22 protein-coding genes are annotated in these 23,859 nt (G+C 73.7%); 14 read left to right on the forward strand and 8 right to left on the reverse strand.

Annotated features, from left to right (window positions below; translation table 11 throughout):
* Positions 1-10 precede the first annotated feature (10 nt).
* From ACIGAQ_RS14585 to ACIGAQ_RS14595, 3 genes are all read left to right on the forward strand, one after another.
* The gene (locus ACIGAQ_RS14585) at positions 11-742 is read left to right on the forward strand and encodes an ABC transporter ATP-binding protein (protein WP_399782596.1); all 732 of its coding nucleotides are present in this window, start codon (positions 11-13) and stop codon (positions 740-742) included.
* A gap of 12 nt (positions 743-754) precedes the next feature.
* Entirely contained in the window at positions 755-1,489 is a 735-nt protein-coding gene (locus ACIGAQ_RS14590) for a vWA domain-containing protein (protein ID WP_399782599.1), read from the forward strand.
* 101 nt (positions 1,490-1,590) lie between these two features.
* Positions 1,591-3,246 (forward strand): cytochrome bc complex cytochrome b subunit, encoded by a 1,656-nt coding sequence (locus ACIGAQ_RS14595; RefSeq protein ID WP_399782602.1) that lies wholly within the window; start codon positions 1,591-1,593, stop codon positions 3,244-3,246.
* Here ACIGAQ_RS14595 and ACIGAQ_RS14600 read toward each other — a convergent pair.
* Together ACIGAQ_RS14600 and ACIGAQ_RS14605 are read right to left on the reverse strand one after the other, a co-directional pair.
* Complete coding sequence (locus ACIGAQ_RS14600; protein WP_399782605.1) at positions 3,221-4,288, reverse strand: acyl-CoA dehydrogenase family protein; 1,068 nt, start codon at positions 4,286-4,288, stop codon at positions 3,221-3,223. The genes ACIGAQ_RS14595 and ACIGAQ_RS14600 overlap by 26 nt on opposite strands.
* A 106-nt stretch (positions 4,289-4,394) precedes the next feature.
* Positions 4,395-5,534 (reverse strand): acyl-CoA dehydrogenase family protein, encoded by a 1,140-nt coding sequence (locus tag ACIGAQ_RS14605; RefSeq protein WP_399782608.1) that lies wholly within the window; start codon positions 5,532-5,534, stop codon positions 4,395-4,397.
* Between the two features lie 49 nt (positions 5,535-5,583).
* Here ACIGAQ_RS14605 and ACIGAQ_RS14610 point away from each other — a divergent pair, with 49 nt between their 5' ends.
* The 3 genes from ACIGAQ_RS14610 to ACIGAQ_RS14620 are packed head-to-tail and all read left to right on the forward strand — an operon-like array spanning position 5,584 to position 8,207.
* Positions 5,584-6,372 carry an SDR family oxidoreductase gene (locus tag ACIGAQ_RS14610; RefSeq protein ID WP_399782611.1) on the forward strand — a complete coding sequence of 263 codons (789 nt, stop codon included), beginning with the start codon at positions 5,584-5,586 and terminating at the stop codon, positions 6,370-6,372.
* A gap of 15 nt (positions 6,373-6,387) precedes the next feature.
* A complete protein-coding gene (locus tag ACIGAQ_RS14615) occupies positions 6,388-7,026 on the forward strand; it encodes a TetR/AcrR family transcriptional regulator (protein ID WP_399782614.1) in 639 nt (212 codons plus the stop codon).
* A gap of 23 nt (positions 7,027-7,049) precedes the next feature.
* Positions 7,050-8,207 carry an acetyl-CoA C-acetyltransferase gene (locus ACIGAQ_RS14620; RefSeq protein WP_399782617.1) on the forward strand — a complete coding sequence of 386 codons (1,158 nt, stop codon included), beginning with the start codon at positions 7,050-7,052 and terminating at the stop codon, positions 8,205-8,207.
* Here ACIGAQ_RS14620 and ACIGAQ_RS14625 read toward each other — a convergent pair.
* Genes ACIGAQ_RS14625 through ACIGAQ_RS14640 form a run of 4 tightly spaced genes read right to left on the reverse strand, consistent with a single transcriptional unit; the run spans position 8,191 to position 11,535 of the window.
* Complete coding sequence (locus ACIGAQ_RS14625; RefSeq protein WP_362280600.1) at positions 8,191-9,243, reverse strand: nitronate monooxygenase; 1,053 nt, start codon at positions 9,241-9,243, stop codon at positions 8,191-8,193. The genes ACIGAQ_RS14620 and ACIGAQ_RS14625 overlap by 17 nt on opposite strands.
* Positions 9,240-9,959, reverse strand: a complete 720-nt coding sequence (locus ACIGAQ_RS14630; RefSeq protein ID WP_399782620.1) for a CoA-transferase subunit beta — start codon at positions 9,957-9,959, stop codon at positions 9,240-9,242. The genes ACIGAQ_RS14625 and ACIGAQ_RS14630 overlap by 4 nt, the downstream gene beginning before the upstream one ends.
* A complete protein-coding gene (locus ACIGAQ_RS14635) occupies positions 9,956-10,792 on the reverse strand; it encodes a CoA transferase subunit A (protein WP_399782623.1) in 837 nt (278 codons plus the stop codon). The genes ACIGAQ_RS14630 and ACIGAQ_RS14635 overlap by 4 nt, the downstream gene beginning before the upstream one ends.
* Positions 10,789-11,535, reverse strand: a complete 747-nt coding sequence (locus tag ACIGAQ_RS14640) for an enoyl-CoA hydratase family protein (protein WP_399782626.1) — start codon at positions 11,533-11,535, stop codon at positions 10,789-10,791. The genes ACIGAQ_RS14635 and ACIGAQ_RS14640 overlap by 4 nt, the downstream gene beginning before the upstream one ends.
* Before the next feature lie 54 nt (positions 11,536-11,589).
* Between ACIGAQ_RS14640 and ACIGAQ_RS14645 the strand changes: the two genes are divergently transcribed.
* Both ACIGAQ_RS14645 and ACIGAQ_RS14650 read left to right on the forward strand, forming a co-directional pair.
* Entirely contained in the window at positions 11,590-12,366 is a 777-nt protein-coding gene (locus ACIGAQ_RS14645) for an SDR family oxidoreductase (protein ID WP_399782629.1), read from the forward strand.
* Positions 12,350-13,264, forward strand: coding sequence for an SDR family oxidoreductase (locus ACIGAQ_RS14650; protein ID WP_399782632.1), 915 nt, complete (start codon positions 12,350-12,352; stop codon positions 13,262-13,264). The genes ACIGAQ_RS14645 and ACIGAQ_RS14650 overlap by 17 nt, the downstream gene beginning before the upstream one ends.
* A 40-nt stretch (positions 13,265-13,304) precedes the next feature.
* Here ACIGAQ_RS14650 and ACIGAQ_RS14655 read toward each other — a convergent pair whose 3' ends face one another.
* The gene (locus ACIGAQ_RS14655) at positions 13,305-14,189 is read right to left on the reverse strand and encodes a hypothetical protein (RefSeq protein WP_311683440.1); all 885 of its coding nucleotides are present in this window, start codon (positions 14,187-14,189) and stop codon (positions 13,305-13,307) included.
* 122 nt (positions 14,190-14,311) lie between these two features.
* Between ACIGAQ_RS14655 and ACIGAQ_RS14660 the strand changes: the two genes are divergently transcribed.
* The 6 genes from ACIGAQ_RS14660 (at position 14,312) to ACIGAQ_RS14685 (ending at position 21,947) form a co-directional block, all read left to right on the forward strand.
* Positions 14,312-14,764 (forward strand): GNAT family N-acetyltransferase, encoded by a 453-nt coding sequence (locus ACIGAQ_RS14660; protein ID WP_399782635.1) that lies wholly within the window; start codon positions 14,312-14,314, stop codon positions 14,762-14,764.
* 45 nt (positions 14,765-14,809) lie between these two features.
* On the forward strand, positions 14,810-15,160 hold the full coding sequence (locus ACIGAQ_RS14665) for a chorismate mutase (RefSeq protein WP_311683443.1): 351 nt from the start codon (positions 14,810-14,812) through the stop codon (positions 15,158-15,160).
* 157 nt (positions 15,161-15,317) lie between these two features.
* The gene (locus tag ACIGAQ_RS14670; protein WP_311683445.1) at positions 15,318-15,863 is read left to right on the forward strand and encodes a response regulator; all 546 of its coding nucleotides are present in this window, start codon (positions 15,318-15,320) and stop codon (positions 15,861-15,863) included.
* A gap of 67 nt (positions 15,864-15,930) precedes the next feature.
* Positions 15,931-18,426 carry an aminopeptidase N gene (pepN, locus tag ACIGAQ_RS14675; RefSeq protein WP_399782639.1) on the forward strand — a complete coding sequence of 832 codons (2,496 nt, stop codon included), beginning with the start codon at positions 15,931-15,933 and terminating at the stop codon, positions 18,424-18,426.
* A gap of 705 nt (positions 18,427-19,131) precedes the next feature.
* Positions 19,132-20,529 carry a pyridoxal phosphate-dependent decarboxylase family protein gene (locus ACIGAQ_RS14680; protein ID WP_399782642.1) on the forward strand — a complete coding sequence of 466 codons (1,398 nt, stop codon included), beginning with the start codon at positions 19,132-19,134 and terminating at the stop codon, positions 20,527-20,529.
* Complete coding sequence (locus tag ACIGAQ_RS14685) at positions 20,529-21,947, forward strand: lysine N(6)-hydroxylase/L-ornithine N(5)-oxygenase family protein (RefSeq protein WP_399782645.1); 1,419 nt, start codon at positions 20,529-20,531, stop codon at positions 21,945-21,947. Before ACIGAQ_RS14680 ends, ACIGAQ_RS14685 begins: the two co-directional genes overlap by 1 nt.
* Before the next feature lie 30 nt (positions 21,948-21,977).
* Here ACIGAQ_RS14685 and ACIGAQ_RS14690 read toward each other — a convergent pair whose 3' ends face one another.
* Complete coding sequence (locus ACIGAQ_RS14690; protein WP_399782648.1) at positions 21,978-23,786, reverse strand: bifunctional metallophosphatase/5'-nucleotidase; 1,809 nt, start codon at positions 23,784-23,786, stop codon at positions 21,978-21,980.
* Between the last annotated feature and the right edge of the window lie 73 nt (positions 23,787-23,859).

Below are 23,859 nucleotides of genomic sequence, written 5' to 3' on the forward strand. Positions count from 1 at the left end.
GGATGCGGTGATGACCGAGAACACCAGCCCCGGGCCGGGCGCCGCCCTCGCCGACGGCACCTCCGGCGAGCCGATGCTGCGGGTGGAGGACCTTCACCACTCCTACGGCACGGGGGCAGCGGCCGTGCGGGCGCTGCGCGGGGCCTCCTTCGACGTCCGGCGCGGCGAACTGGTCGCCCTCAAGGGCCGGTCGGGCTCCGGCAAGTCGACGCTGCTCCACGTGATCGGAGGCCTCGACGCGCCGCAGAGCGGCCGGGTCGTCCTGGACGGCACCGACCTGTCGGGGCTGAGCGAGAGCGAGCTGCTGGAACTGCGCCGCGACCGGATCGGTTTCGTCTTCCAGTCCTTCGGGCTCATCCCCATTCTCACCGCCGCCGAGAACGTGGGCGTCCCCCTGCGGCTGCGCCGGGCCGAGCCGCGCGAGCGCGAGGAGCGGGTGGCGCTGCTGCTGGCCCTCGTCGGGCTCACCGGCCACGAGGCGCAGCGGCCCGCCGAGCTGTCCGGCGGGCAGCAGCAGCGGGTCGCCATCGCCCGGGCCCTGGCCAACCGCCCGGCCCTGCTGCTCGCCGACGAGCCGACCGGGCAACTCGACGCCGCCACCGGCCTGGCGGTGATGGAACTGCTGCGGGCGGTGGTCCGCAGCGAGGGCGTCACGGCCCTCGTCGCCACCCACGACCCCCAACTCCTCGGTCTCGCCGACCGGGTGCTGGAGCTGAGCGACGGAGTGGTCGTCGAGGAGTGAGAGAGTGAGGCCATGGCCGCGATCAGTCTGAGCAAGGTGCAGGAGACCGCTCCCGCGCTGGTGGACCTGTACAAGAGCGCCGGGGCGTCCCTCACCGAGCACGGGCTGGGCGGGCTGCGCGCCGCCGTCTACCTCGTGGTCGACCACTCCGGCTCGATGAAGCCCTACTACAAGGACGGCAGCGTCCAGGCGCTGGCCGACCGGGTGCTCGGGCTGTCGGCGCACCTCGACGACGACGGCACCGTGCCCGTGGTGTTCTTCTCCACGGACGTCGACGCCGAGACGGAGATCGCCCTGGCCGGTCACCAGGGGCGGATCGAGCGGATCGTGGCCGGGCTCGGGCACATGGGAAAGACCAGCTACCACCTGGCCATGGACGCCGTGATCGACCACTACCTCGACAGCGGTACGACCGCGCCCGCCCTGGTCGTCTTCCAGACCGACGGCGGGCCGATCAACAAGCTCGCCGCGGAACGGTACCTGTGCAAGGCGGCGAGACTCCCGCTGTTCTGGCAGTTCATCGGCTTCGGCGACCCGCGCAGCAAGCAGTTCGACTTCCTGCGCAGACTCGACGAGCTGGCCGTGCCCGGCAAACGGGTCGTGGACAACGCGGGGTTCTTCCACGCGGGCGAGGACCCCCGCACGGTCCCCGACCGCGCGCTGTACGACCGGCTGGTGGGGGAGTTCCCGACGTGGCTGGTGGCCGCCCGGGCCGAGGGCATCGTGCGCGACCCCGGCACGCCCTGAGCACCGCGCTCGCCCCTCTGGCCCAGCCGCCCCCTCGTCCCGTTGGCGTCGCCGGGAGGCCGTGCCACGCTGGGAGGGATCCGACGGGGAGGCGACGACGCATGGGCGACGACGGCGCACGACGGGTGTACGGGACGGCCTCCGCCCGCAGGAGACCACCCGCGGGCAAGGGCGAGAGGCTGGCCGGCTGGGCGGACGGCCGGCTGGGGCTCTATGCGCTGGCCAAGGCCAACATGCGCAAGGTCTTCCCGGACCACTGGTCCTTCATGCTCGGCGAGGTCACCCTCTACAGCTTCGTCGTGCTGATCCTCACCGGCGTCTACCTCACCCTGTTCTTCGAGCCGAGCATGCAGGAGGTCGTCTACCAGGGCTCCTACACCGAACTCAACGGTGTGCTGATGAGCAGGGCCTTCGAGTCCACCCTGGACATCAGCTTCGACGTGCGCGGCGGGCTGCTGATCCGGCAGATCCACCACTGGGCGGCGCTGGTCTTCATCACCGGCATGCTGGTGCACATGATGCGGGTGTTCTTCACGGGCGCCTTCCGCAAGCCGCGCGAACTCAACTGGGTCTTCGGCTGGACCCTGCTGATGCTCGGCATCATCACCGGCCTGACCGGCTACTCCCTCCCCGACGACCTGCTCTCCGGCACCGGCCTCCGCTTCGCGCACGGGGCGATCCTGTCGATCCCGATCGTCGGGACGTACGTGGCGTTCTTCCTGTTCGGCGGAGAGTTCCCGGGCGACGACATCATCTCGCGCCTCTTCCCGGTCCACGTGCTGCTGCTGCCCGGCATCATGCTGGGCCTGGTGGCCGCCCACCTGATCCTGGTCTTCTACCACAAGCACACCCAGTTCCCCGGCCCTGGACGCCAGGAGCGGTCGGTCGTCGGCATGCCCTTCCTGCCCGTCTACATGGCCAAGGCGGGCGGCTTCTTCTTCCTCGTCTTCGGCGTGCTGACGGTGATGGGCGCCATCGCCCAGATCAACCCCGTGTGGGCCTTCGGCCCCTACCGGCCCGACCTCGTCACCACCGGAGCGCAGCCCGACTGGTACCTCGGCTTCTCCGAGGGCCTGATCCGGGTGATGCCGGGATGGGAGATCAACCTCTGGGGCCACACGCTCGTGCTCGGCGTGTTCATCCCCTTCACGCTGTTCCCGCTGATCCTGCTCGCCCTCGGGGTCTACCCGTTCATCGAGGCGTGGATCACCGGCGACAAGCGCGAGCACCACATCCTGGACCGGCCGCGCAACGTGCCCGTCCGCACCGGCCTGGGCGTGGCCTGGCTGACCCTGTACGCGGTGCTGCTGATCGGCGGCGGCAACGACATCGTCGCCACCCATCTGCACCTGTCCATCAACGCCATCACCTGGTTCGTGCGGATCGGCGTCTTCGTGCTGCCGGTCGTCGCGTTCCTCGTCACGAAGAAGATCTGCATGGGCCTGCAGCGCCGCGACCGCGCCAAGGTCCTGCACGGCAGGGAGACCGGCACCGTCAAACGGCTGCCGACCGGCGAGTACATCGAGGTGCACGAGCCGCTCGCGCAGGCGGACCTGTTCACCCTCACCCAGCACGAGCAGAACCCGCCGTACACGATCGGGCCCGAGGTCGACGCCGGGGGAGTGCGGCGCAGGGTCAAGCGGTCCCAGCGGCTGCGGGCCCGGCTCGCACACGCCATGTTCGGGCCCGACGCGCGGATCGAGAAGCCGACGGCGGAGGAGTACCGGGAGATCACCAGCGGCGATCACGGGCACTGACGACCAGGGCCCGGCACTCCTGCGGGGAGCCCCAGGCGGTGCGCAGGGCCCGGGCCTTGCCCAGCCACAGCGACAGGTCGTACTCCGCCGTGTAGCCGAGCGCGCCGTGCAGGTGCAGGGCGGTGCGGGCGGTGGCGTACGCCGCCTCGCACGCGGCGGCCTTGGCGGCGGCGACATCGGCCGGGCGCAGCGTGAGCGCGGCGCCGAAGAGCAGCGGCCGCGCGAACTCCAGGGCGATCTTGGCGTCGGCCAGCCGGTGTTTGACCGCCTGGAACGAGCCGACGGGCACACCGAACTGGTGGCGCCGCCCGACGTGGCCGACGGTCCGGTCGAGGAGCGCCAGGCCCACGCCGAGGGCCTGGGCGGCGGTGGCCAGCCGGGCCCAGACGAGGGCGGCGGGCGACGGGGCGGCGAGGAGCTCACCGCCGGGGACGAGGGGCGTCAGCCGCCGGGCGGGGTCCAGGGAGGGCCGGGCGGCGCCGTGGCCGGGGGAGCGGCGCACCCCGTCGGGTTCCCAGGTCAGGCGAAGCGCGGCGGCGTCGCCGTCGAGGGCCAGAGGACCCTCGGGGAGCCGTGGCGCGGCCGTCCCGCCCGGTCGCCGCCGCGGCCCCACGGCAGGGCTTCGCACTCCGGCCCCTGTTCCCCGGGCCGGGGAGGGTCCCGCGGGCCCCGGTGGCGCCACCGTCGCCGGCGTCTTTCCGGACGCCAGCCCGGGCAGCAGGCGCTCGGCGGTGCGCGGGTCGGACCCGGCCAGGAGCACCGCCGCGGTGACCGTCTCCACCAAGGGCCCGGGCACCGCGTGCCGGCCCAGTTCCACGAAGGCGACGGCCAGGTCGACCGGCCGCGGCCCGAACCCCTCGTACGCCTCCGGCACCGCCAGCGCGAACACGCCCGCCTCCGCCAGCCTCACCCACAGCGCCCGCCCGGCCGCGGACTCGCCCCGGCCCCACGCCCGGGCCACCGCGGGGGTGTCCGCCGCCGTCAGCAGGGCGTCCAGCGACGCGGCGAAGGCACGCTGCTCGGCATCGAGGAGAAGACGCATCACCGGCATCCCCTCGGCGGCCCGGGCAGGTGCTGGGAGAGGAGACGCGTCACCGGCGTCCCGTCGGGCAGTCCGAGCGGGCGTTCGGCATCGGGAAGAGCGCGCATCACCGGCGTCCCTTCGGCAGTCCGAGCAGGCGTTCGGCGATGATGTCGCGCTGGATCTCGTTCGTGCCCGCGTAGACGGGCCCGGCGAGGGCGAAGACGTACCGCTGCGCCCAGTCCGTGTCGGCCCGTTCGCCCTCGGGGCCGAGCAGGTCGAGGGCCGTCTCGTGCAGCGCCAGGTCCAGCTCGGACCAGTGGACCTTGTTCAGGCTCGACTCGGGGCCGACCGCCTCGCCGTCCAGGAACCGGGAGGCGGCCGCGTAGGTGAACAGCTGGTAGGCGCGGGCGCCGATCAGCGCGTCGGCCACCCGGTCCCGCGCGGACACCTCACCGCCGCGCTCCCGCCACAGCTCCTCCAGCCCGCGCGCGGCGGCCAGGAAACGGCCCGGGGAGCGCAGCTTCAGCCCCCGCTCGTGGCCCGCGGCCGACATCGCGATGCGCCAGCCCTGGCCCGGCGCGCCGATCACGTCCTCGTCGGGGACGAAGACCTCGTCCAGGAACAGCTCCGCGAACGCCGGTTTGCCGTCGAGCCGCGCGATCGGGCGGACCGTCACGCCGGGTGCGCGCAGACCGAACATCAGGTACGTCAGGCCCTGGTGGGGCCGGGCCGCGTCCGGGTCGCTGCGGAACAGACCGAAGGCGCGGTCGGCGAACGCGGCCCGCGAGGACCACGTCTTCTGGCCGCTCAGCAGCCAGCCCCCGTCCGTACGCACGGCCCTGGCCCGCAGGGCGGCCAGGTCCGAACCGGCCTCGGGCTCCGACCAGGCCTGCGCCCAGACCACCTCGCCGGTGGCCATCGGCGGCAGGACCCGGGCCCGCTGCTCCTCGGTGCCGTGGTCCAGCAGGGTCGGGGCGAGCAGCTGGACGCCGTTCTGCCCGACGCGGCCCGGGGCGCCCGCCGCCCAGTACTCCTCCTCGAAGACCAGCCACCGCAGGAGCCCCGCGTCCCGCCCGCCGTACCGCTCGGGCCAGTCGACGACCGACCAGCGGTCCGCGGCCAGCTCCGCCTCCCAGGCGCGGTGCGCGGCGAAGCCCTCCTCGGTCTCCAGGGAGGGCAGCGGCTCGCGCGGCACGTGCGCGTGCAGCCACTGCCGGGCCTCGGTGCGGAACTCCTCGTCCGCCGGGGAGAACGCCAGGTCCACGGCCGCCTCCTCCTTCCCTAACAAGTGTTTGGTAGGTTAGCGTGAGCCCATGACAGCCGTCGAGAGCCCGACCTACGTGCCCGGCCACGGCCTGCTGGCGGGGCGGACCGCCGTCGTCACCGCGGCGGCCGGCGCGGGCATCGGCGGGGCCACGGCGCGGCGCCTGCTGGAGGAGGGCGCGCGGGTGCTGATCAGCGACGCCCACGCGCGGCGGCTCAAGGAGCACGAGGCGCGGCTCACCGCCGAGTTCGGCGCGGGCGCGGTCGCCGCCGTGCCCTGTGACGTCACCGACGACATGCAGGTCCGCGCCCTGTTCGACGAGGCCGTCCGGGAGCACGGACGCCTGGACATCGTGGTCAACAACGCCGGTCTCGGCGGTACGGCGGAACTCGCCGACATGAGCGACGACCAGTGGACGCGCGTCCTGGACGTCACGCTCAACGGCACGTTCCGGTGCACCCGCGCGGCCCTGCGCCTGATGCGGGAGACCGGCGACGGCGTGATCGTCAACAACGCCTCCGTGGTGGGCTGGCGCGCCCAGGCCGGACAGGCCCACTACGCCGCGGCGAAGGCCGGCGTGATGGCGCTGACCCGGTGCGCGGCGGTCGAGGCCGCCGCCTACGGGGTGCGGGTCAACGCCGTGGCGCCCAGCCTCGCCCTGCATCCGCACCTGGTGAAGGTGACGGCCCCCGAACTGCTCGCCGAGCTGACCGCCCACGAGGCGTACGGACGGCACGCCGAGCCCTGGGAGGTGGCCAACGTGATCGTGTTCCTCGCGTCCGGCTACAGCTCGTACCTGACCGGGGAAGTGGTCTCCGTCAGCAGCCGGCATCCGTAGGACGACAATGGACCCGTGCCTCCTACGAAGAAGAAACCCCAGGTGACCACCGTCGAGCCCGCCGCGAGCGCCGCCTCGGTCGATCGCCGCGGCGAACTCCTCGCCACCGCCGCCGAGGTCTTCGCCGAGCAGGGCTACAACGCCACCACCGTCCGCACGATCGCGGACCACGCGGGGATGCTCGCCGGCAGCCTCTACTACCACTTCGACTCCAAGGAATCGATGCTGGAGGAGATCCTGCGCACCTTCCTCGACGAACTGTGGGACGGCTACGACACCGTCCTGGGCGCCGGACTCGGGCCGCGCGAGACGCTGCAGGCCCTGGTCACCGAGTCGTTCCGGGAGATCGACCGGCACCGCGCGGCCGTCGCGATCTACCAAAAGGAGAGCAGGCACCTGGTGGCACAGGAGCGGTTCGCGTTCCTCGCCGAGTCCCAGCGCCGGTTCGAGCAGGCCTGGCTGTCCACGCTGGAGCGCGGCGTCGCCGAGCGGGCCTTCCGGGCCGACCTCGACGTCCGGCTCACCTACCGGTTCGTGCGCGACACGGTGTGGGTCGCCGCCTCCTGGTACCGCCCGGGCGGACAGCACAGCCCGGAGGAGATCGCCCGGCAGTACCTGTCGATGGTGCTGGACGGGATCGCCGTACGCGAGTAACGCCCAGACGCGAGGGAGTCGTCATGGCCGAGGCCTACATCGTCGAAGCGGTCCGCACGCCCGTCGGGCGGCGCGGGGGAGGACTGAGCGCCGTCCACCCGGCCGACCTCGGCGCGCACGTGCTCAAGGAGCTGATGAGCCGCTCGGGCGCCGACCCGGCCGCCGTGGAGGACGTCGTCCTCGGCTGCCTGGACGCGGTGGGGCCGCAGGCCGGGGACATCGCGCGCACCTGCTGGCTGGCCGCGGGGCTGCCCGAGGAGGTGCCGGGCGTGACCGTCGACCGGCAGTGCGGCTCCTCGCAGCAGGCCGTGCACTTCGCCGCGCAGGGCGTGCTGTCCGGCACGCAGGACCTGGTGGTCGCCGGCGGCGTGCAGAACATGTCGATGATCCCCATCGCCTTCGCCACCCGGCAGGCCGCCGCACCGCTCGGGCTGACCCAGGGCCCGTTCGCGGGCAGCGCGGGCTGGCGGGCGCGCTACGGGGACCGGCCCGTCAACCAGTTCGTGGGCGCCGAGACGATCGCCGCGAAGTGGGGCATCAGCCGGCAGGACCAGGAGGAGTTCGCCCTGCGCTCCCACCGGCGCGCGGTGCGGGCCGCCGACGAGGGCCGCTTCGCCCGCGAGACCGTGCCGTACGGGGAGGTCACGGCAGACGAGGGCCCGCGCCGGGACACCTCCCCGGAGAAGATGGCCGCCCTCGAACCGGTCCTGGACGGCGGCACGATCACCGCCGCCTGCTCCTCACAGGTCTCCGACGGGGCGGCGGCGATGCTGCTGGCCTCCGGGCGGGCCGTGCGCGCCCACGGACTCACCCCACGCGCGCGGGTGCACCACCTCTCGGTGCGCGGCGAGGACCCGATCCGCATGCTCACCGCCCCGATCCCCGCCACCGCCCACGCCCTGAAGAAGACGGGTCTGGCCATCGACGACATCGACCTCGTCGAGATCAACGAGGCCTTCGCGCCGGTCGTCCTGGCCTGGCTGCGGGAGACCGGCGCCGACCCGGAGCGGGTCAACGTCAACGGCGGTGCCATCGCCCTCGGCCACCCCCTCGGCGCGACCGGCGTCCGGCTCATGACGACCCTGCTGCACGAACTGGAGCGCACCGGCGGCCGGTTCGGCCTGCAGACCATGTGCGAGGGCGGCGGCCAGGCCAACGTGACGATCATCGAACGGCTCTGAGCCGCTCCAGCGTCGCGTCGGCCTCGGCGATGATCCGCTCCACCAGCTCCGCGCACGACGGCAGGTCGCCGATCACCCCGGCGACCTGACCGGAGGCCATCACCCCCAGGTCCGTACGGCCGTCCACCATCGCCGACCTCAGCAGCATCGGCGTGTTCGCCGCGAGCAGCACCTGGCTCCAGGAGAGGTCCCTGCCGTGCCTGAGGGCGAGCCCGTCGCGGACCATGCGCCGCCAGGTCAGCCCCGACAGCCGCCGGAAACCGGAGGCGTGGCGCACCGCCCGCAGCAGCGCCCGGCCCCGCCCGGCCCGCTCCAGCGCGTCCACCAGGTCCGTGCGCAGCATGCGGTGCGGCAGACCGTCCACCGCCCGGGTCACCGTCACGTCCCCGACGGCCGCCGCGAGATACCTGGCCTTCACCGCGTCCGGCACCGTCGAGTCCGACGTCAGCAGGAAGCGCGTGCCCATGGCGACACCCGCCGCCCCGTAGGCCAGGGCCGCGACCAGCCCGCGCCCGTCGAAGAACCCGCCCGCCGCGACGACCGGGATCCGCACCGCGTCCACCACCTGGGGCAGCAGCACGGACGTGGCCACCTCGCCGGTGTGTCCGCCGCCCTCGGCGCCCTGCACCAGCACCGCGTCCGCACCCCACGCCGCGACCTTCTCGGCGTGCCGCCGCGCCCCCACCGTCGGCATGACGACCACGCCCGCCTCCTTGAGCTCGCCGATCAGCTCCCGGGAGGGGGCCAGGGCGAAGGAGGCCACGCGGACGCCTTCCTCGACGAGGATCCGCACGCGCTCGCCCGCGTCGGCGGCGTCGGCGCGCAGGTTCACCCCGAACGGCGCGTCGGTCCGGGCCCGCACCTCCCGCACGGCAGCCCGCAACCGGCCGGGTGTCATCGTCGCCGAGGCCAGGATGCCGAGGGCGCCCGCGTTCGCGGTGGCGGCGACCAGCCGGGGTCCCGCCACCCAGCCCATCCCGGTCTGCACGATCGGATGGCGGACGCCGACGAGCCGGGTCAGGGCCGTCTCCCTCACGCGGCCACCTCCCGGGCCCGGGCGCCGGCCGGGTCCAGGACCTCCCGGATCAGCCGCAGCTCCTCGGCGGTCGGCGCACGGCTCGCCGGCACCTCGTCCGGGACGGTGAGCTCGAAGCCCGTCGCCTCCCGGACCTGCCCGGCCGTGACGCCCGGGTGCAGCGAGACCAGCCGCATCGAGCGGTCCGGGGTGGCGAAGTCGAAGACACCCAGGTCGGAGACGACCCGCGCGATGCGGTGGTAGCGCGCCCCGGCCGCACGGTCGTACCCGACGCCGCAGACCACGTCGACCCGCTCCACGAAGACCCGCCGGGAGTGCCGGGGGATCCAGTAACTGGTCGGGTGGTTGAGCGTGTTGACCGGGGCGCCGCGCACGCCCAGCAACTGCCGCGCGGGGCGCTCCCAGTCGCCGATGCAGGAGATGTTCTGGTTGCCGAACCGGTCGAGCTGGCTCGCGCCCATCATCACGTGCCGCCGCCCGCCGGTGACGAGCTCCAGGTGCTGCCGGTAGGGCAGCCAGCCCTCCGGTGTGCCGTCCGGGCGGACGAGCAGCGCCTCACCGTCGGTGAGCAGCAGCTCCGGCGCGAAGGTGAGCCGGGCCAGCCGCGCCCCGAGCGAGGGGATCAGCCCCATGGGACTGGCGAGGACCTCGCCGTCGTCCCGCCAGGCCTCGGCGCAGGCGACCACGCAGTACTCGGCGCGGGTGGCCCCGGTCATGTCCCCTCCCCGACGGCCGACCGGTAGGCCCGCTCGTCCCCGGCGAGGAACCGCGCGGCGAAGTCGGGCCAGGGCGTGCCGGCGTACGTCCGCTGGAAGGACTCGTCCCGGCCGTAGTCGGGCGCGCAGGACGTGAAGTGGGCGCCGTGCGGGGCCTCGACGACGCCGGTGACCGTGTGCCGTTTGATCAGCAGGGTCTGCGGCGGGCCCCCTGTCGCCAGTTCGGCCGTGTCGACGATCCGTTCGCAGGAGACGTACGCCGTGTCGGCCGCCGCGCAGAACAGGTCGTCGAAGTACGGATCGGGGCCGAGATACTGGCCGTTGCCCGACCGGTCCGCGCGGTTGACGTGCACCAGGGCCGCGTCCAGCCGCAGGGCGGGCATCGCCACGAACGTCTCCCCGTCCGCGTACGGCGACGTGACCGTGCGCAGGCCGGGGTTGATCCGCATGACGTCCGAGCCCAGCCCGGCCCGCACCGGCAGGAACGGCAGCCGGTGCGCCGCCGCGCGCAGCCCCCACAGGAACATCGCCTCGTCGATCTCCGCCTGCGCGAAGGCGCCGCGCTCACGGGCCGCGCGGTAGTGCGGCTCCAGCGGGATGGAGTCCAGCGTGACGAACGGCGTGACGAGCTTCCGGATCCGGCCGGCGGCGGCCAGCATGCCCACGTCCGGACCGCTGTACGAGACCACCGTGAGATCGGTGATCTCCGACCGGAGCACCGCTCTCACCAGGGCCATCGGCTTGCGGCGGGACCCCCAGCCGCCGATGCCGAGGGTCATGCCGCTGCGCAGCCGGGCGGCGACCTCGTCGGCGGTCGTCGTCTTGTCTCTCACCGGCGTCCCCCCTCGCCGAAGCCGGCGCGCACCCGGGCGCCCACCCCGCCCAGGCCCGCCTCGAAGGTGAAGCCCTGCTCGAATCGGTAGCTGCGGCGCACGTCGACCGGGTCGATGCCGTTCAGGGCGGACTTGGCCAGACGCAGCAGCTGACCGTCCTTCGCGGCGATCTCCCGGGCCAGCCCCAGGGCGGCGGTCCGCAGACCCTCGCGCGGCACGACCCGCCACACCGAGCCGTGCGCGTGCAGGTCGGCGGCGGTCGCCGTGCGCGCGGTGTAGTACAGCGCGCGCATCAGGTGCTGCGGGACGAGGCGGGCCAGATGCGTGGCCGCGCCCAGCGCGCCCCGGTCCAGCTCCGGCACGCCGAAGACGGCGTCCTCGCTCGCCACGATCGCGTCGGCGTTGCCCACCAGTCCGATGCCGCCGCCCAGGCAGAACCCCTGCACCGCCGCCACCACCGGCACCGCGCAGTCGTACACCGCGCCGAAGGCCTCCGCGCAGGCGTGGTTGGCGCCGATCAGCGCGCCGTCGCCGTCCCGCTGGATCTCCTTGATGTCCACGCCCGCGTTGAAGCCACGCCCCTCGGCGGCCAGCACCACGCACCGCACCTCCGGGTCACGCCCGGCCGCCCGCACCGCGTCGGCCAGGGCGGACCAGCCGGCCACCGGCAGGGCGTTCACCGGCGGGAAGTCGACCGTGACGACGCGGACGCCCTTTTCCGCGCACGAGGTGGAGACACCCATGGCCGCATCAGCTACCTTTCCACCAAACGTTTGTTAGGTGGAAGGTAGCAGCGCATGGAGCTGGACGGGAAGGTCGCCGCCGTCACGGGCGGGACCCGCGGTGTCGGCGCCGGCATCGCGCGCGCCCTCCTGCGCGCCGGGGCGCGGGTGCTGGTGTGCGCGCGCCGTCCCCCCGAAGAACCACTGCCCGGCGTCGAGTTCGTGCCCTTGGACGTCCGGGACGCCGAGGCCGTCGGGCAGTGGTGCGCCGGCCTCCCGAGGCTGGACGTCCTGGTCAACAACGCGGGCGGCGCACCCCACCGGATGCTCACCGAGGCGGGCGCCGACCGGCACGCGCGCGTGGTGGAGCTGAACCTCCTGGCCCCGCTGACCGTGTCCCTCGCCGCCCACGACCACCTGCGGCGCGCGCGGGGCTCGATCGTCATGATCGGCAGCGTCAGCGGCAGCCGCCCCTCACCGGGCACCGCCGCCTACGGGGCCGCCAAGGCGGGCCTGGAGAGCCTCGCCCGCTCGATGGCCGTGGAGTGGGCGCCCGACATCCGGGTCAACACGCTCGTCGTCGGCATGGTCCGCACGGAACTGTCCCACCTCCACTACGGCGACCGGGACGGCATCGCCGCCGTCTCCCGCACGGTCCCCCTGGGACGGCTCGCCGAGCCGTCCGACGTGGGCGCCGCCGCGGTGTTCCTGGCGTCCCCCGCGGCCGCCTACATCAGCGGGGCGAGCCTGCACGTGCACGGCGGCGGGGAACGGCCGTCGTTCCTGGACGCGGCGAACGCGGGGCACCGGTCCGACGCCGACAAGGAGAGCCGGCATGAGCGGAATCTGTGAGGGCCGGGTCGTCGCCGTCACCGGCGCGGGCCGTGGCCTCGGCCGCGCCCACGCGCGGGCGTTCGCGGCCGAGGGGGCGCTGGTGGTCGTCAACGACCTGGGCGTGGGGCTCGACGGCACGCCCGGGTCCGACGGCCCCGCCGCCCGGGTCGCCGAGGAGATCCGCGCGGCGGGCGGCGAGGCGGTCCCGCACGGCGGTGACGTCGCCACCGGCGAGGGCGCCGCCTCACTCGTCCGGACCGCCCTGGAGACGTACGGCCGGCTCGACACCCTCGTCAACAACGCGGGCTTCCTGCGCGACCGGATGCTGGTCAACCTCGACGAGGACGACTTCGACGCCGTCGTACGCGTCCACCTCAAGGGCCACTTCCTGCCCCTGCGGCACGCGGCCGCGCACTGGCGGGCCGAGACCAAGGCGGGCCGCCGCCCCGAGGCCAGGATCGTCAACACCGCCAGCGGAGCCGGCCTGCTGGGCTCGGCCGGGCAGGGCGCCTACAGCGCCGCGAAGGCCGGGATCGTCGCGCTCACCCTTGTCGCAGCGGCCGAACTGCGCCGCTACGGCGTCCAGGTCAACGCGATCGCCCCCGCTGCCCGCACCCGTATGACGGAACGGACCTTCGCCGCCACGATGGCCGCCCCCGGCACGGGCTTCGACGCGATGGCCCCGGAGAACGTCTCCCCCCTGGTCGTCTGGCTCGGCTCGGCCGCGAGCGCGGGGGTGACGGGCCGGGTCTTCGAGACGGAGGGAGGCCGCATCACGGTGATGGAGGGCTGGAGCCCCGGCCCCGGCGCCGACAAGGGGGCCCGGTGGGAGCCGTCGGAGGCGGGGGAAGCGGCACGCGAACTCCTGACCCGGGCGGCAATCCCCGGACGGGTGTACGGGGCGCAGGACGGGTGACGGGGTCGGGCAGGGGCACGGGGCCAAGGCCCGGCGGGGCCTACGTGTCGCACTCCAGCACGCTCCGGCACAGCGCGCACCGCGCCCGGACCCGGCCCGTCACCGGCACCCTGATGCGCTGGTGACAGGTCGGGCAGGGGAACGACACGCGCAGCCGGCCGCCCGCGTCGGGGGAGAACGCGTACGGCACCCCCGGCTGCGGCGACGCCGGTGCGTGCCTGCGGTCACGGGCGTAGCGCCGCCGGCCCGCCCAGCCGGCCGCCGTCAGCGGCGGCTGCTGCTCGTCCCGCCGGGCCACCTCCCTGCCCCGCTCGTACGCCCGGTACGCCTGCGGACTGGTGAACCACACCGACGGGTCCTCCCCGAAGACCAGCGCCCGCTTGGCCAGCACGTACCCGAACTCCTCCGGCGTGAGATACCCCAGCTTCTGCGACGACGCCCCGTCCTCCCGGTAGGCGTCCAGCAGCAGCCACCCCGCGCCCAGGTACGTCGTCGCCGTGTCCGTGAGGATCTCGTTGTCCCGCACGCCCGGGAAGGACAGGTCCAGGCGGTGCAGGTACACGTGCGTCACCTCGTGCGCCAGGGCCGCCCCGATGTCCCGCCGATGCGTACGGAACCGGTCGTTCAGCTCCACGAAGTACTCCGGCCCCGCCGCCAGCTCGACGTTCGCCGCCTGCCGCATCTCCCGGAAGCTCACGATCAGCCGCGCGTCCGGCAACCGGTAGTGCCGCACCAGCTCGCGCGCCACCCGCTGCGCCCCCAGATACAGGTCGTCGGTGTCGCAGAAGGCCACGTCGGCCGGGGGCACACTGGCCGCGAACGTCTGGATCGTGTCGTACGACAGGCGCCTGTACAGCGCCGTGATGGCGGCCCGCACCGTCTCCAGATGCGGGTAGCCGTGCTCGACCGGCCCGTCGTTCGCCACGCCTGACCCCCAAGACGCCCGGAACCCGGTTCCACTGTACGAGGGCCGCGCACGCCGCACAGGCGTCCGGCCGCGGCGAAAACCGGTCGTCCTCGCCCCGGGCCGCGGGCACAATCCGTGCTGTGACCAGCGACCAGCGCCCCACCACCGCCGCGCTCAGCGTGGGCGGCCAGGACGACGACCTCGAGAAGCGGCTCGACGACGAGCTGACCGCCTTCAACACCGCCGCCTGCGGCGGGGCCACCACCGAGCCGCTCACGGTCCGCGTCACCGACGAGGCCGGTGAGCTGGCCGGCGGACTCACCGCCTGGACCTGGGGCAGCCTGTGCTCCGTCGACATGCTCTGGGTGCGCGACGACCAGCGGCACGCCGGCTGGGGCAGCCGGCTGATGCGCGCGGCGGAGGCGGAGGCCGCCCGGCGCGGCTGCACCGACATGATCGTCTCCACCTACAGCTTCCAGGCCCCCGGCTTCTACCCCCGCCTCGGCTACCGGGAACGGGGCCGGATCGAGGGCGTGCCCGGAGGCCACGAGGACGTGTACTTCCACAAGCGGCTCCCCGTGGCCGAGGTGTGAGACGGCCCGCTGCCGTACCGCCCGATCCCCGTAGGCTGACGCCCCATGACCACCAGCAACACCCGCACCGGCGACGTCGACCCGGCCGTCCGCGAGGAGCTCGCCCGGCTGCGCGCCAGCATCGACAACATCGACGCGGCCGTCGTCCACATGCTCGCCGAGCGCTTCAAGTGCACCCAGCAGGTCGGCCACCTCAAGGCCGAGCACCAGCTGCCGCCCGCCGACCCGGCGCGTGAGGCCCGCCAGATCGCCCGGCTGCGCGCCCTCGCCGAGAACGCCAAGCTGGACCCGGCCTTCGCCGAGAAGTTCCTCAACTTCATCGTCGCCGAGGTCATCCGCCACCACGAGCGCATCGCGGACGAGACGCTCAACGGCACGGCCGCCCCGGGCACCTGACCACGGGCCAGGGGCGACCGACGGTAACCGGCCACGGGGGAGTGACAGGGCGGCCCGCACGAGGCATGCTGCGCTGTGCACAGCATGTCAGCTGACGAGCACGGCCCGTCAGTGTCCCGCACTACTCTGGTCCTCATCGAGGGAGGGGCGTCGGGCCATGCCGTCGGATACCAGGATCCTCATCGTCGACGACCACGAGGACACGCTGTACGCGCTGGAGAGCGCCCTGGCCCCGCTGGGCTACGAGCTCGGCCGGGCCACCAGCGGCGACGAGGCACTCAAGCAGGTCCTGCGCGGCCAGGTCGGCCTGCTCCTGCTCGACGTGCGCATGCCCGGCGTCAGCGGCCTGGAGGTCGTGCGCTACATGCGGCGCGTCGAACAGACCCAGCACATCCCGGTGATCCTGCTCACCGGCTTCGGCGCCGACCAGGAGCTGACCACCGCCGCCTTCGCCCTCGGCGTCGCCGACCTCGTCCTGAAACCCGTCGACCCCTGGGCCCTGCGCACCAAGGTCCGCTACCTGTACGACACCCACCGGCGCCACCTCGCCCTGCAGCGCGAGGTACGGCGGCTGCGCACCCTCGTCCGGGAGCACACCGACGCCGCCCCACGCCCAGCGCGCCTGCCGCACCCCGACGCGCGCGTGCCGTCCCAGCGGCCCATGGGGGCGCACGCCGGGGAGCTCGAAAAAGACCGCACCTAGACCGGACATTGCGCACGTACCGATCCGCCTCTGTGCCTTGCCGGTGGCATCAGGCAGCATGTCACGCATGTCCGTACTGACGCGCGACGAAGCGCAGACCCGAGCCGGCCTCCTCGACGTCCACCGCTACACCATCGACCTGGACCTGACCGGCGGGGACGAGACCTTCGACTCCCACACCCTGATCGCGTTCAGCGCCCGCACGGACGGTGACACCTTCGTCGAGATCAAGCCCGCCGAGCTGCGCTCCGTCACCCTGGACGGACAGCCCCTGGACCCGGAGAGCCTGGACGGCAACCGGCTGCCCCTGAAGAACCTCACCGCCGGCGAGCACGAGCTGCGCGTGCACGCGGCCATGCGCTACTCCCGCACCGGCGAGGGCATGCACCGCTTCACCGACCCCACCGACGGCGAGACGTACGTCTACACCCAGCTGTTCCTGGACGACGTCCAGCGGGTGTTCGCCGCCTTCGACCAGCCCGACCTCAAGGCCGTCTTCGAGCTGTCGGTGCGGGCCCCGCAGGGCTGGACCGTCCTCGCCAACGGCGTCACCGAGCACACCGGCGACGGCCGCTGGCGGGCCGCCCCCACCCCGCCGATCTCCACCTACCTCGTCGCCGTCGCCGCCGGCCCCTGGCACTCGGTGCGCACCGAGCACCGCGGCCTGCCCTTCGGCCTGCACTGCCGGCGCTCCCTCGCCCCCTACCTGGACGCCGACGCCGACGAACTCCTCGACGTCACGCGCGCGTGCTACGACCGCTACCACGAGAAGTTCGACGAGCCCTACCCCTTCGACTCCTACGACCAGGCCTTCGTCCCCGAGTTCAACGCGGGCGCCATGGAGAACCCCGGACTGGTCACCTTCCGCGACGAGTTCGTCTACCGCTCCGCCGTCACCGACACCGAGCGGCAGACCCGCGCGATCGTCATCGCCCACGAGATGGCCCACATGTGGTTCGGCGACCTCGTCACCCTCAAGTGGTGGGACGACATCTGGCTGAACGAGTCCTTCGCCGAGTACATGGGCTACCAGATCCTCACCGAGGCCACCCGCTTCACCGACACCTGGACCGACTTCGGCGTCGCCCGCAAGTCCTGGGGCTACGACGCCGACCAGCGCCCCTCCACCCACCCCGTCGCCCCCGAGGCCGTCGACGACACCGCCTCCGCGCTGCTCAACTTCGACGGCATCTCCTACGCCAAGGGCGCCGGCGCCCTGCGCCAGCTCGTCGCCTGGCTCGGCGAGAAGGACTTCCTCGCCGGCATCAACACCCACATCGCCCGGCACAGGTTCGCCAACGCCACCCTCGCCGACTTCATCGACTCCCTCGCCGGCGCCACCGAACGCGACGTCCACGCCTGGGCCGACGCCTGGCTGCGCACCACCGGCGTCGACACCCTCACCCCGCACATCGCCCCCGGCGACCACGGCACCTGCGCCCTCACCGTCGACCGCGCCGGCAGCCGCCCGCACCGGATCGCCGTCGGCCTGTACGACCGTGACCTCGGTGACGACGGCGGCCACCTCGTGCTGCGCGAACGGCTCCACCTGGACCTCCCGCAGGACGGCGCCCAGCCCATCGGCAAGCGCCCCGCCCTGCTCCTCCTCAACGACGGCGACCTCGGCTACGCCAAGGTCCGCTTCGACCCGGAGTCCTTCGAGACCGTCCGCAAGGACCTGTCCGGCCTGCCCTCCCCGCTCACCCGCGCGGTCGTCTGGAACGCCCTGCGGGACGCCGTCCGCGACGGGGAACTCGCCCCCGGCGCCTACCTGGAGACCGCCCGCGCCCACCTCCCCCTGGAGACGGACCTCGCCATCGTCCAGGGCGTGCTGGCCTTCGCCGCCACCCACATCACCGACCGCTACCTCACGCCCGAGGAGCGGCCCGCCGCCCTGGCCACCCTGTCCGAGCTGTGCCGCGACCTCATCCGCCGCACCGAGGACGGCGACAACCCCGGCCTGCGCCTGATCGCCGTGCGCCACCGCATCGGCGCGGCCGCCCACCCGGACACCATCGCCGCCTGGCTCGCCGACGGCACTGTCCCCGGCGGCCCGGAGCTCGACCCCGAGCTGCGCTGGCGTGTCCTCGCCCGGCTCGCCGTGCTCGGCGCGACCGACGAGGCCGCCATCGCCGCCGAGCTGCAGCGCGACCCGAGCGCCACCGGCCAGGAGGGCGCCGCCCGCTGCCGGGCCGCGCTGCCCGACCCGGAGGCCAAGGCCCGCGCCTGGGCGGCGATGTTCTCCTCCGACGACCTGTCCAACTACCTCTTCTCGGCCACCGCCCGCGGCTTCTGGCAGCCGGAACAGGCCGACCTGGTACGGGAGTACGTGCCGCGCTACTACGCCGACGCGGTCCCGGTCGCCGACCGCCGCGGTCCCGCCATCGCCACGGCCGTCGGCCGGGACGCGTTCCCCGCCCACGCCGTCGACGCGGACAGCCTCCACCTCGGCGAGCAGTGCCTGCGCGACGCCGACCCCGGCCCGGCACTCCGCCGCAGCCTGGTGGACCAGCTGGACGACCTGAAGCGCGCCCTGCGCGTACGGCAAGCCCACACCGCATGACCGAGGCCCCACCCCGGCCCACCGCCCCCGGCGGCGGGCCGGGGGCCGTGGCCCCGTGTGACGGGCGGTCCCGGGGAGGCGCCCGTGGCCGAGAACAGCGTGTGCGTCGGCCTCGGGACCAGAGGCCGCACCCGGCCCCGGTAGCGGCGACCTTGCCGCGAGGTACGCCGGGTTTCGGCGCAGAGCACCACGCCGTCACCCCTCGGGAAGCGGCCCAGCCACCTTCCCGTCGGCTGCCGCCGCACCCGCGCCTGTGGTCGGCCTCGGGAATGAGATCGCGGCCGAGGCCGATACCACCGTCGACCCCGGCCCCGGCCCGACCCCGGCCCGGCTCTTGACCCCGACTCCCGGCTGCGGCTCCCGGCTCCAGCTCCCGGCCCGGCTCCCGGCCCGGCTCCCGGCCCCAGCCCCAGCCCGGGTCCCGGCCCCAGCCCCAGCCCCAGCCCGGGTCCCGGCCCCAGCCCCAGCCCGGGTCCCGGCCCCAGCCCCAGCCCGGGTCGCGGCCCCAGCCCGGGTCGCGGCCCCAGCCCGGGTCCCGGCCCCGGCCTCAGGTCTGTGGTCGGCGTGTCTGCCGGTCGGCCGGGCCCCGGTCCCGGCTCACGCCGGTGTCGACCGAAAGTGGCACCCCTGCGGGGAAACACCTCCACCCCGGTTGGGTCGTTGGGCTGTTCGGGCGTGCCGCATCCGCGCCCCGGAGGTCAGTCCATGCGCATGCCGCCCCTCGCCTCAGGTCCCGACGGGCCGCACGCCCTGCGGCCCCTGCTCGCCACCGTGCTCGACGCCCTGGAGGCGGGCGCCCGGGTGCGGCGCGGGCCGCTGCCGGCGGGCGGGCCGGACGCCGTCGTCGCCCGGGTCCGGGAGGCGGTGGGGGAGATCCTGCCCGAGCACGGCGACCCGCACGCCGTCCACACCCTGGTCCGGGCCTTCGCGGAAGGCGCCGCCGACCCCGCCCACCCCCGGTGCGCCGCCCACCTGCACTGCCCGCCCCTGGCCGTCGCCGCGGCCGCGGACCTGGCCGCCTCCGCCCTCAACCCGTCCCTGGACTCCTGGGACCAGGCCCCGGCCGCAAGCGAACTGGAGGCGATGGTCACGCGGCTGGCGGCCGAAGAGGTCTACGGCACCCGCCCCGCATGCGACCCGGACTCCCTCGTCACCACCGGCGGCACCGAGTCCAACCAGCTCGCCCTCCTGCTCGCCCGCGAGGCCTGCGGCGGCACCGTCCGGCTCGTGACCGGCGCCAACGCCCACCACTCCCTGCCCCGCGCCGCCTGGTTGCTCGGTCTCCCCGAGCCCGCCGTCGTCCCCGCCCCGCACGGCCGGCTCGACCCCGCCGCGCTCGCCGAGACCCTCACCCGCCTCACCGGCCCGGTCCTCGTCGCCGCCACCGCCGGCACCACCGACGCCGGACTCATCGACCCGCTGCCCGAGATCGCCGCCCACTGCGCGGCCCACGGCGCCCGGCTGCACATCGACGCCGCCTACGGCGGAGGCCTGCTCTTCAGCACCCGGCACCGCGGCCTGCTCGACGGACTCGACGCCGCCGGCACCGTCACCCTCGACCTGCACAAACTCGGCTGGCAACCGGTCGCCGCAGGGCTCCTCGCCGTCCGCGACGCACACGACCTCACCGCCCTGCGGCACCGCGCCGACTACCTCAACGCCACCGACGACACCGACGCCGGCCTGCCCGACCTGCTCGGCCGCTCCCTGCGCACCACCCGCCGCCCCGACGTCCTCAAGCTCGCCGTCACCCTCAAGACCCTCGGCCGCGCCGGCCTCGGCACCCTCGTCGACCAGGTGTGCGCCCACGCCCGCGCCTTCGCCGCCCTGGTCCACGACCACCCCGGCTTCGAGCTGCACGCCCCGCCCGTCATCAGCACGGTCCTGTTCCGGCCCGCGGACACCCCCGACACCACCGTCGCCGCCGTTCGCCGCGCGCTGCTCACCGACGGCCGTGCCGTCCTCGGCCGGGCCCGCCTCGACGGCCGGCTCTGGCTCAAGGCCACCCTCCTCAACCCCGCCACCGGGCCCGACGACCTCGCCGCCCTGCTGCGCCTCGTGGCAGAGAGCCGAGCGACACTCGTGGAAGGACAGACCCCCTGATGAACCCCGCGCCCCCTCCGCACCGGCAGCCCGACGCCCCCCACGACCTGGTCGGCATCGGCATCGGGCCCGCCAACCTCTCCCTCGCCGCCCTCGCCCAGCCGCTGCGCGACCTCGACACCGTCTTCTACGACCAGAACCCCGCCTTCGCCTGGCACCCGGGTCTGCTCATCGAAGGCGCCACCGTCCAGGTCCCGTTCCTCGCCGACCTGGTCACCCTCGCCGACCCCACCAGCCCCTGGACCTTCCTCAACTACCTCAGGTCCCGCGAGCGGCTCTTCCCCTTCTACTTCGCCGAGCGCTTCCACATCCAGCGCGCCGAGTACGACGCCTACTGCCGCTGGGTCGCCGAGAGCCTCCCGGCCCTGCACTTCGGCCACCAGGTCGACGCCGTCCGCTGGAACCCCGAACGCGACCTGTTCGAGGTCGACTTCACCCAACTCGACGCCGAAGGCGAGGCGGAGGCCCTCGGCCGGACGTACACGCGCAACGTCGTCCTCGGCATCGGCACCGAGCCCTACGTCCCCGACCCCCTCAAACCCCTCACCGAGGCCCCCGGCGTACCCGTCGTGCACGCCGCCGACTACCTCGACCACCGCGCCGCCCTGCTCGCCGCCGGCCACGTCACCGTCGTCGGCATCGGCCAGTCCGGCGCCGAGATCTTCCTCGACCTGCTCCGCAACCGGCCTGCCGGCCGCGAGAAGCTGCACTGGCTGGGCCGCACCGAGGCCTTCGCGCCCATGGAGTACTCCAAGCTCGGCCTGGAGCACTTCACCCCCGACCACACCCGCTACTTCCACGCCCTGCCCGAGTCCGCCCGCGACCGGCTCCTCGCCGGACAGTGGCAGCTCCACAAGGGCATCGACGCCGGCACCGTCGCCGCCATCCACGACGAGCTCTACCGCCGCACGATGCACGGCGGCTGGCCCGACGCCGTCCTCACCCCGGGCGTCCGCGTCCGCACCGCCGGCCGGATCGCGACGACCCAGGTGGAACTGCACCTGGAACACGCCCGGCAGGACAGCCGCTCCCGCCTCACCACCGACGCCGTCGTCCTCGCCACCGGCTACCGCGAACGCCCCCTCGACCGCGTCCTCGCCGGCCTCGACCCCTACATGCGCCGCGACAGCCAGGAGCGGCCGCGCGTCGACGAGGACCACCGGCTCGTCCTCGACCCGTCCGTCTCCGGCTCGGTGTACGTCCAGAACGCCGAGACCCACACCCACGGCGTCGGCACACCCGACCTGGGCCTGCTGGCCTGGCGCGGCGCGATCATCCTCAACTCCCTGGCGGGCAGGGAGACCTACGGACTACCGCGCCGCACCGCCTTCACCACCTTCGGGCTCACACAGCCCCGGCCGGTCCCTCCGCCCCGCCAGGCACCGGCCCTGACCCCGCTCGTCGACGACCGGAGGTGACGAAGGGCGCGGCGCGAGGCGGTACGCGGATCAGAAGACGGGCGTGCCGTTCCGCGTGAGCCTCCAGTCCACCGCGGCGAACTCGGCCGGGTCGATCGACCCCTTCGCCTTCACCCAGGCGATCATGGTGTTGCGGATCTCGTCCGAGTTCGACCACAGCAGCGGCGCGGCGGCGACATGCGGGAAGTTCCCGCCGCCGTTGGCGCGGTAGTTGTTCACCGCGAACACGAACCGCGCGTCGTCCGCGAGCGGCTGCCCGCCGAACCGCACGTCCGTCACCCGCGACCCGGCCGGCTTCGCGATGTCGATCTCGTACGACAGGCCGCTCACCACGTCGTAGTTGTAGTCCGGCGTGCCGTTCGCGTTGGTCAGCTTCGCCGGGTCCACCGGCTCGCCCGGCGCGGTCTGCGCGAAGTAGTTCGCCGAGAACTCCAGGTACGCCTTCATCTGCGCGCCCGTCATCAGACGCGCCTCCAACGTGTTCTCGAAGACGTACAGGCCCGCCACGTCCCGGATCGTCACCTCGCCCGCCGGGATCCGGGCACTGCGCGAGAAGCACGCCGCCTGCGACAACACCGGCAGCGCCGCGTGCTCCGTGCCCGCCAGCGCCTGCTTCACCGTGTCCGCCTGGATGTGGTTGATCAGGTCGATGATCGGCACGTCCTTGTACGGCGCCTCGGCCGACGTCATCTCCGCCGCGTTCGTGCCGATGACCTGGTTGACGTACGCCACGACCTTCTCGTGCTCGTCCGACAGAAGCCGCACGATCTCCGGGTCCTCCTCCACGGTGTTGGAGTTCAGGACCTGCGCGCCCACCTTCTCGACCTTCCAGCAGCCCCTCTCCCACACCAGCTCGAAGTCGAACAGCGTCAGCCGCTGCCCCCACTTCAGCGGCTCCGAGAGCACCACCCGCTTGCCCGTCTTCTTGTTCGTCACGAAGTACTCGGGGATCTCCGTGTGCGCGTGCCCGACCAGGATCGCGTCGATGCCCGGCACCTGCTCGGCCACCAGACCGGCCGCGTTCTCGATGTACGGCAGCTGGTCACCGTAGGACGACGTCCCCGACGAACCGCTGTGCGCCGAGACGATGACGACGTCCGCACCCATCGACCGCAGCTTCGGCACCCACTTCGCCGCCTGCTCCTCCAGACCCGGGAACGTCATCTTCCCCTGCACGTTGGCCTTGTCCCAGATCGCGATGCCCGGGTTGGTCAGCCCCAGCACCGCCACCTTCACGTCCCGCCCGAACGGCGTGCGCAGCCGGTGCATGCTGTACGGCGCGAACGCCGGCCGCAGCGTCTTCGCGTCCAGCGCGTTGGCGCCCAGCAGCGGGAAGCGGCACTGCTCCTCGAACTTGCGCAGCACCGGGATGCCGTAGTTGAACTCGTGGTTGCCCAGGGCCGCCGCGTCGTAGTCCATGGCGTTCATCGCCTGCGCCATCGGGTGCACGGGACCGCCCTCGGCCGTGATCGGGTCGACCTTGGCGTAGTAGTACGACAGCTGCGTGCCCTGGATGGTGTCGCCCGCGTCGATGAGCAGCGTGTTGCGCCGGCCCTTGTCCGCGCGGACCTGGTTCACCAGGGTCGAGACCTTCGCCAGGCCGACGTCGTTGTGGGCCTTGTCGTCGAACTCGGCGTCCGTGAAGTAGTCCCAGTTGAAGACGTTGCCGTGCAGGTCCGTCGTCCCCATCACGGTGAACGCGTACCGCTTCGCGCGTCCCCGCGCGCCCGCCCGGGCCTCGGCCGCCTCGGCGCCCGGCGCCGCGACCGCACCGGCCAGCGCCACCCCCGCCCCGGTCACGGCGGACTTCTCCAGGAACTTCCGGCGGTTCAACGGCATGTCGGGCTCTCCTCGCGGAATCTGTGAACGACGCGCGTAGATAACGCGCGTAGATTCTGACCCGGTCACGACC

It is taken from the genome of Streptomyces sp. NPDC085932 (genome assembly GCF_044540525.1).
Taxonomy (GTDB): Bacteria; Actinomycetota; Actinomycetes; order Streptomycetales; family Streptomycetaceae; genus Streptomyces; species Streptomyces levis.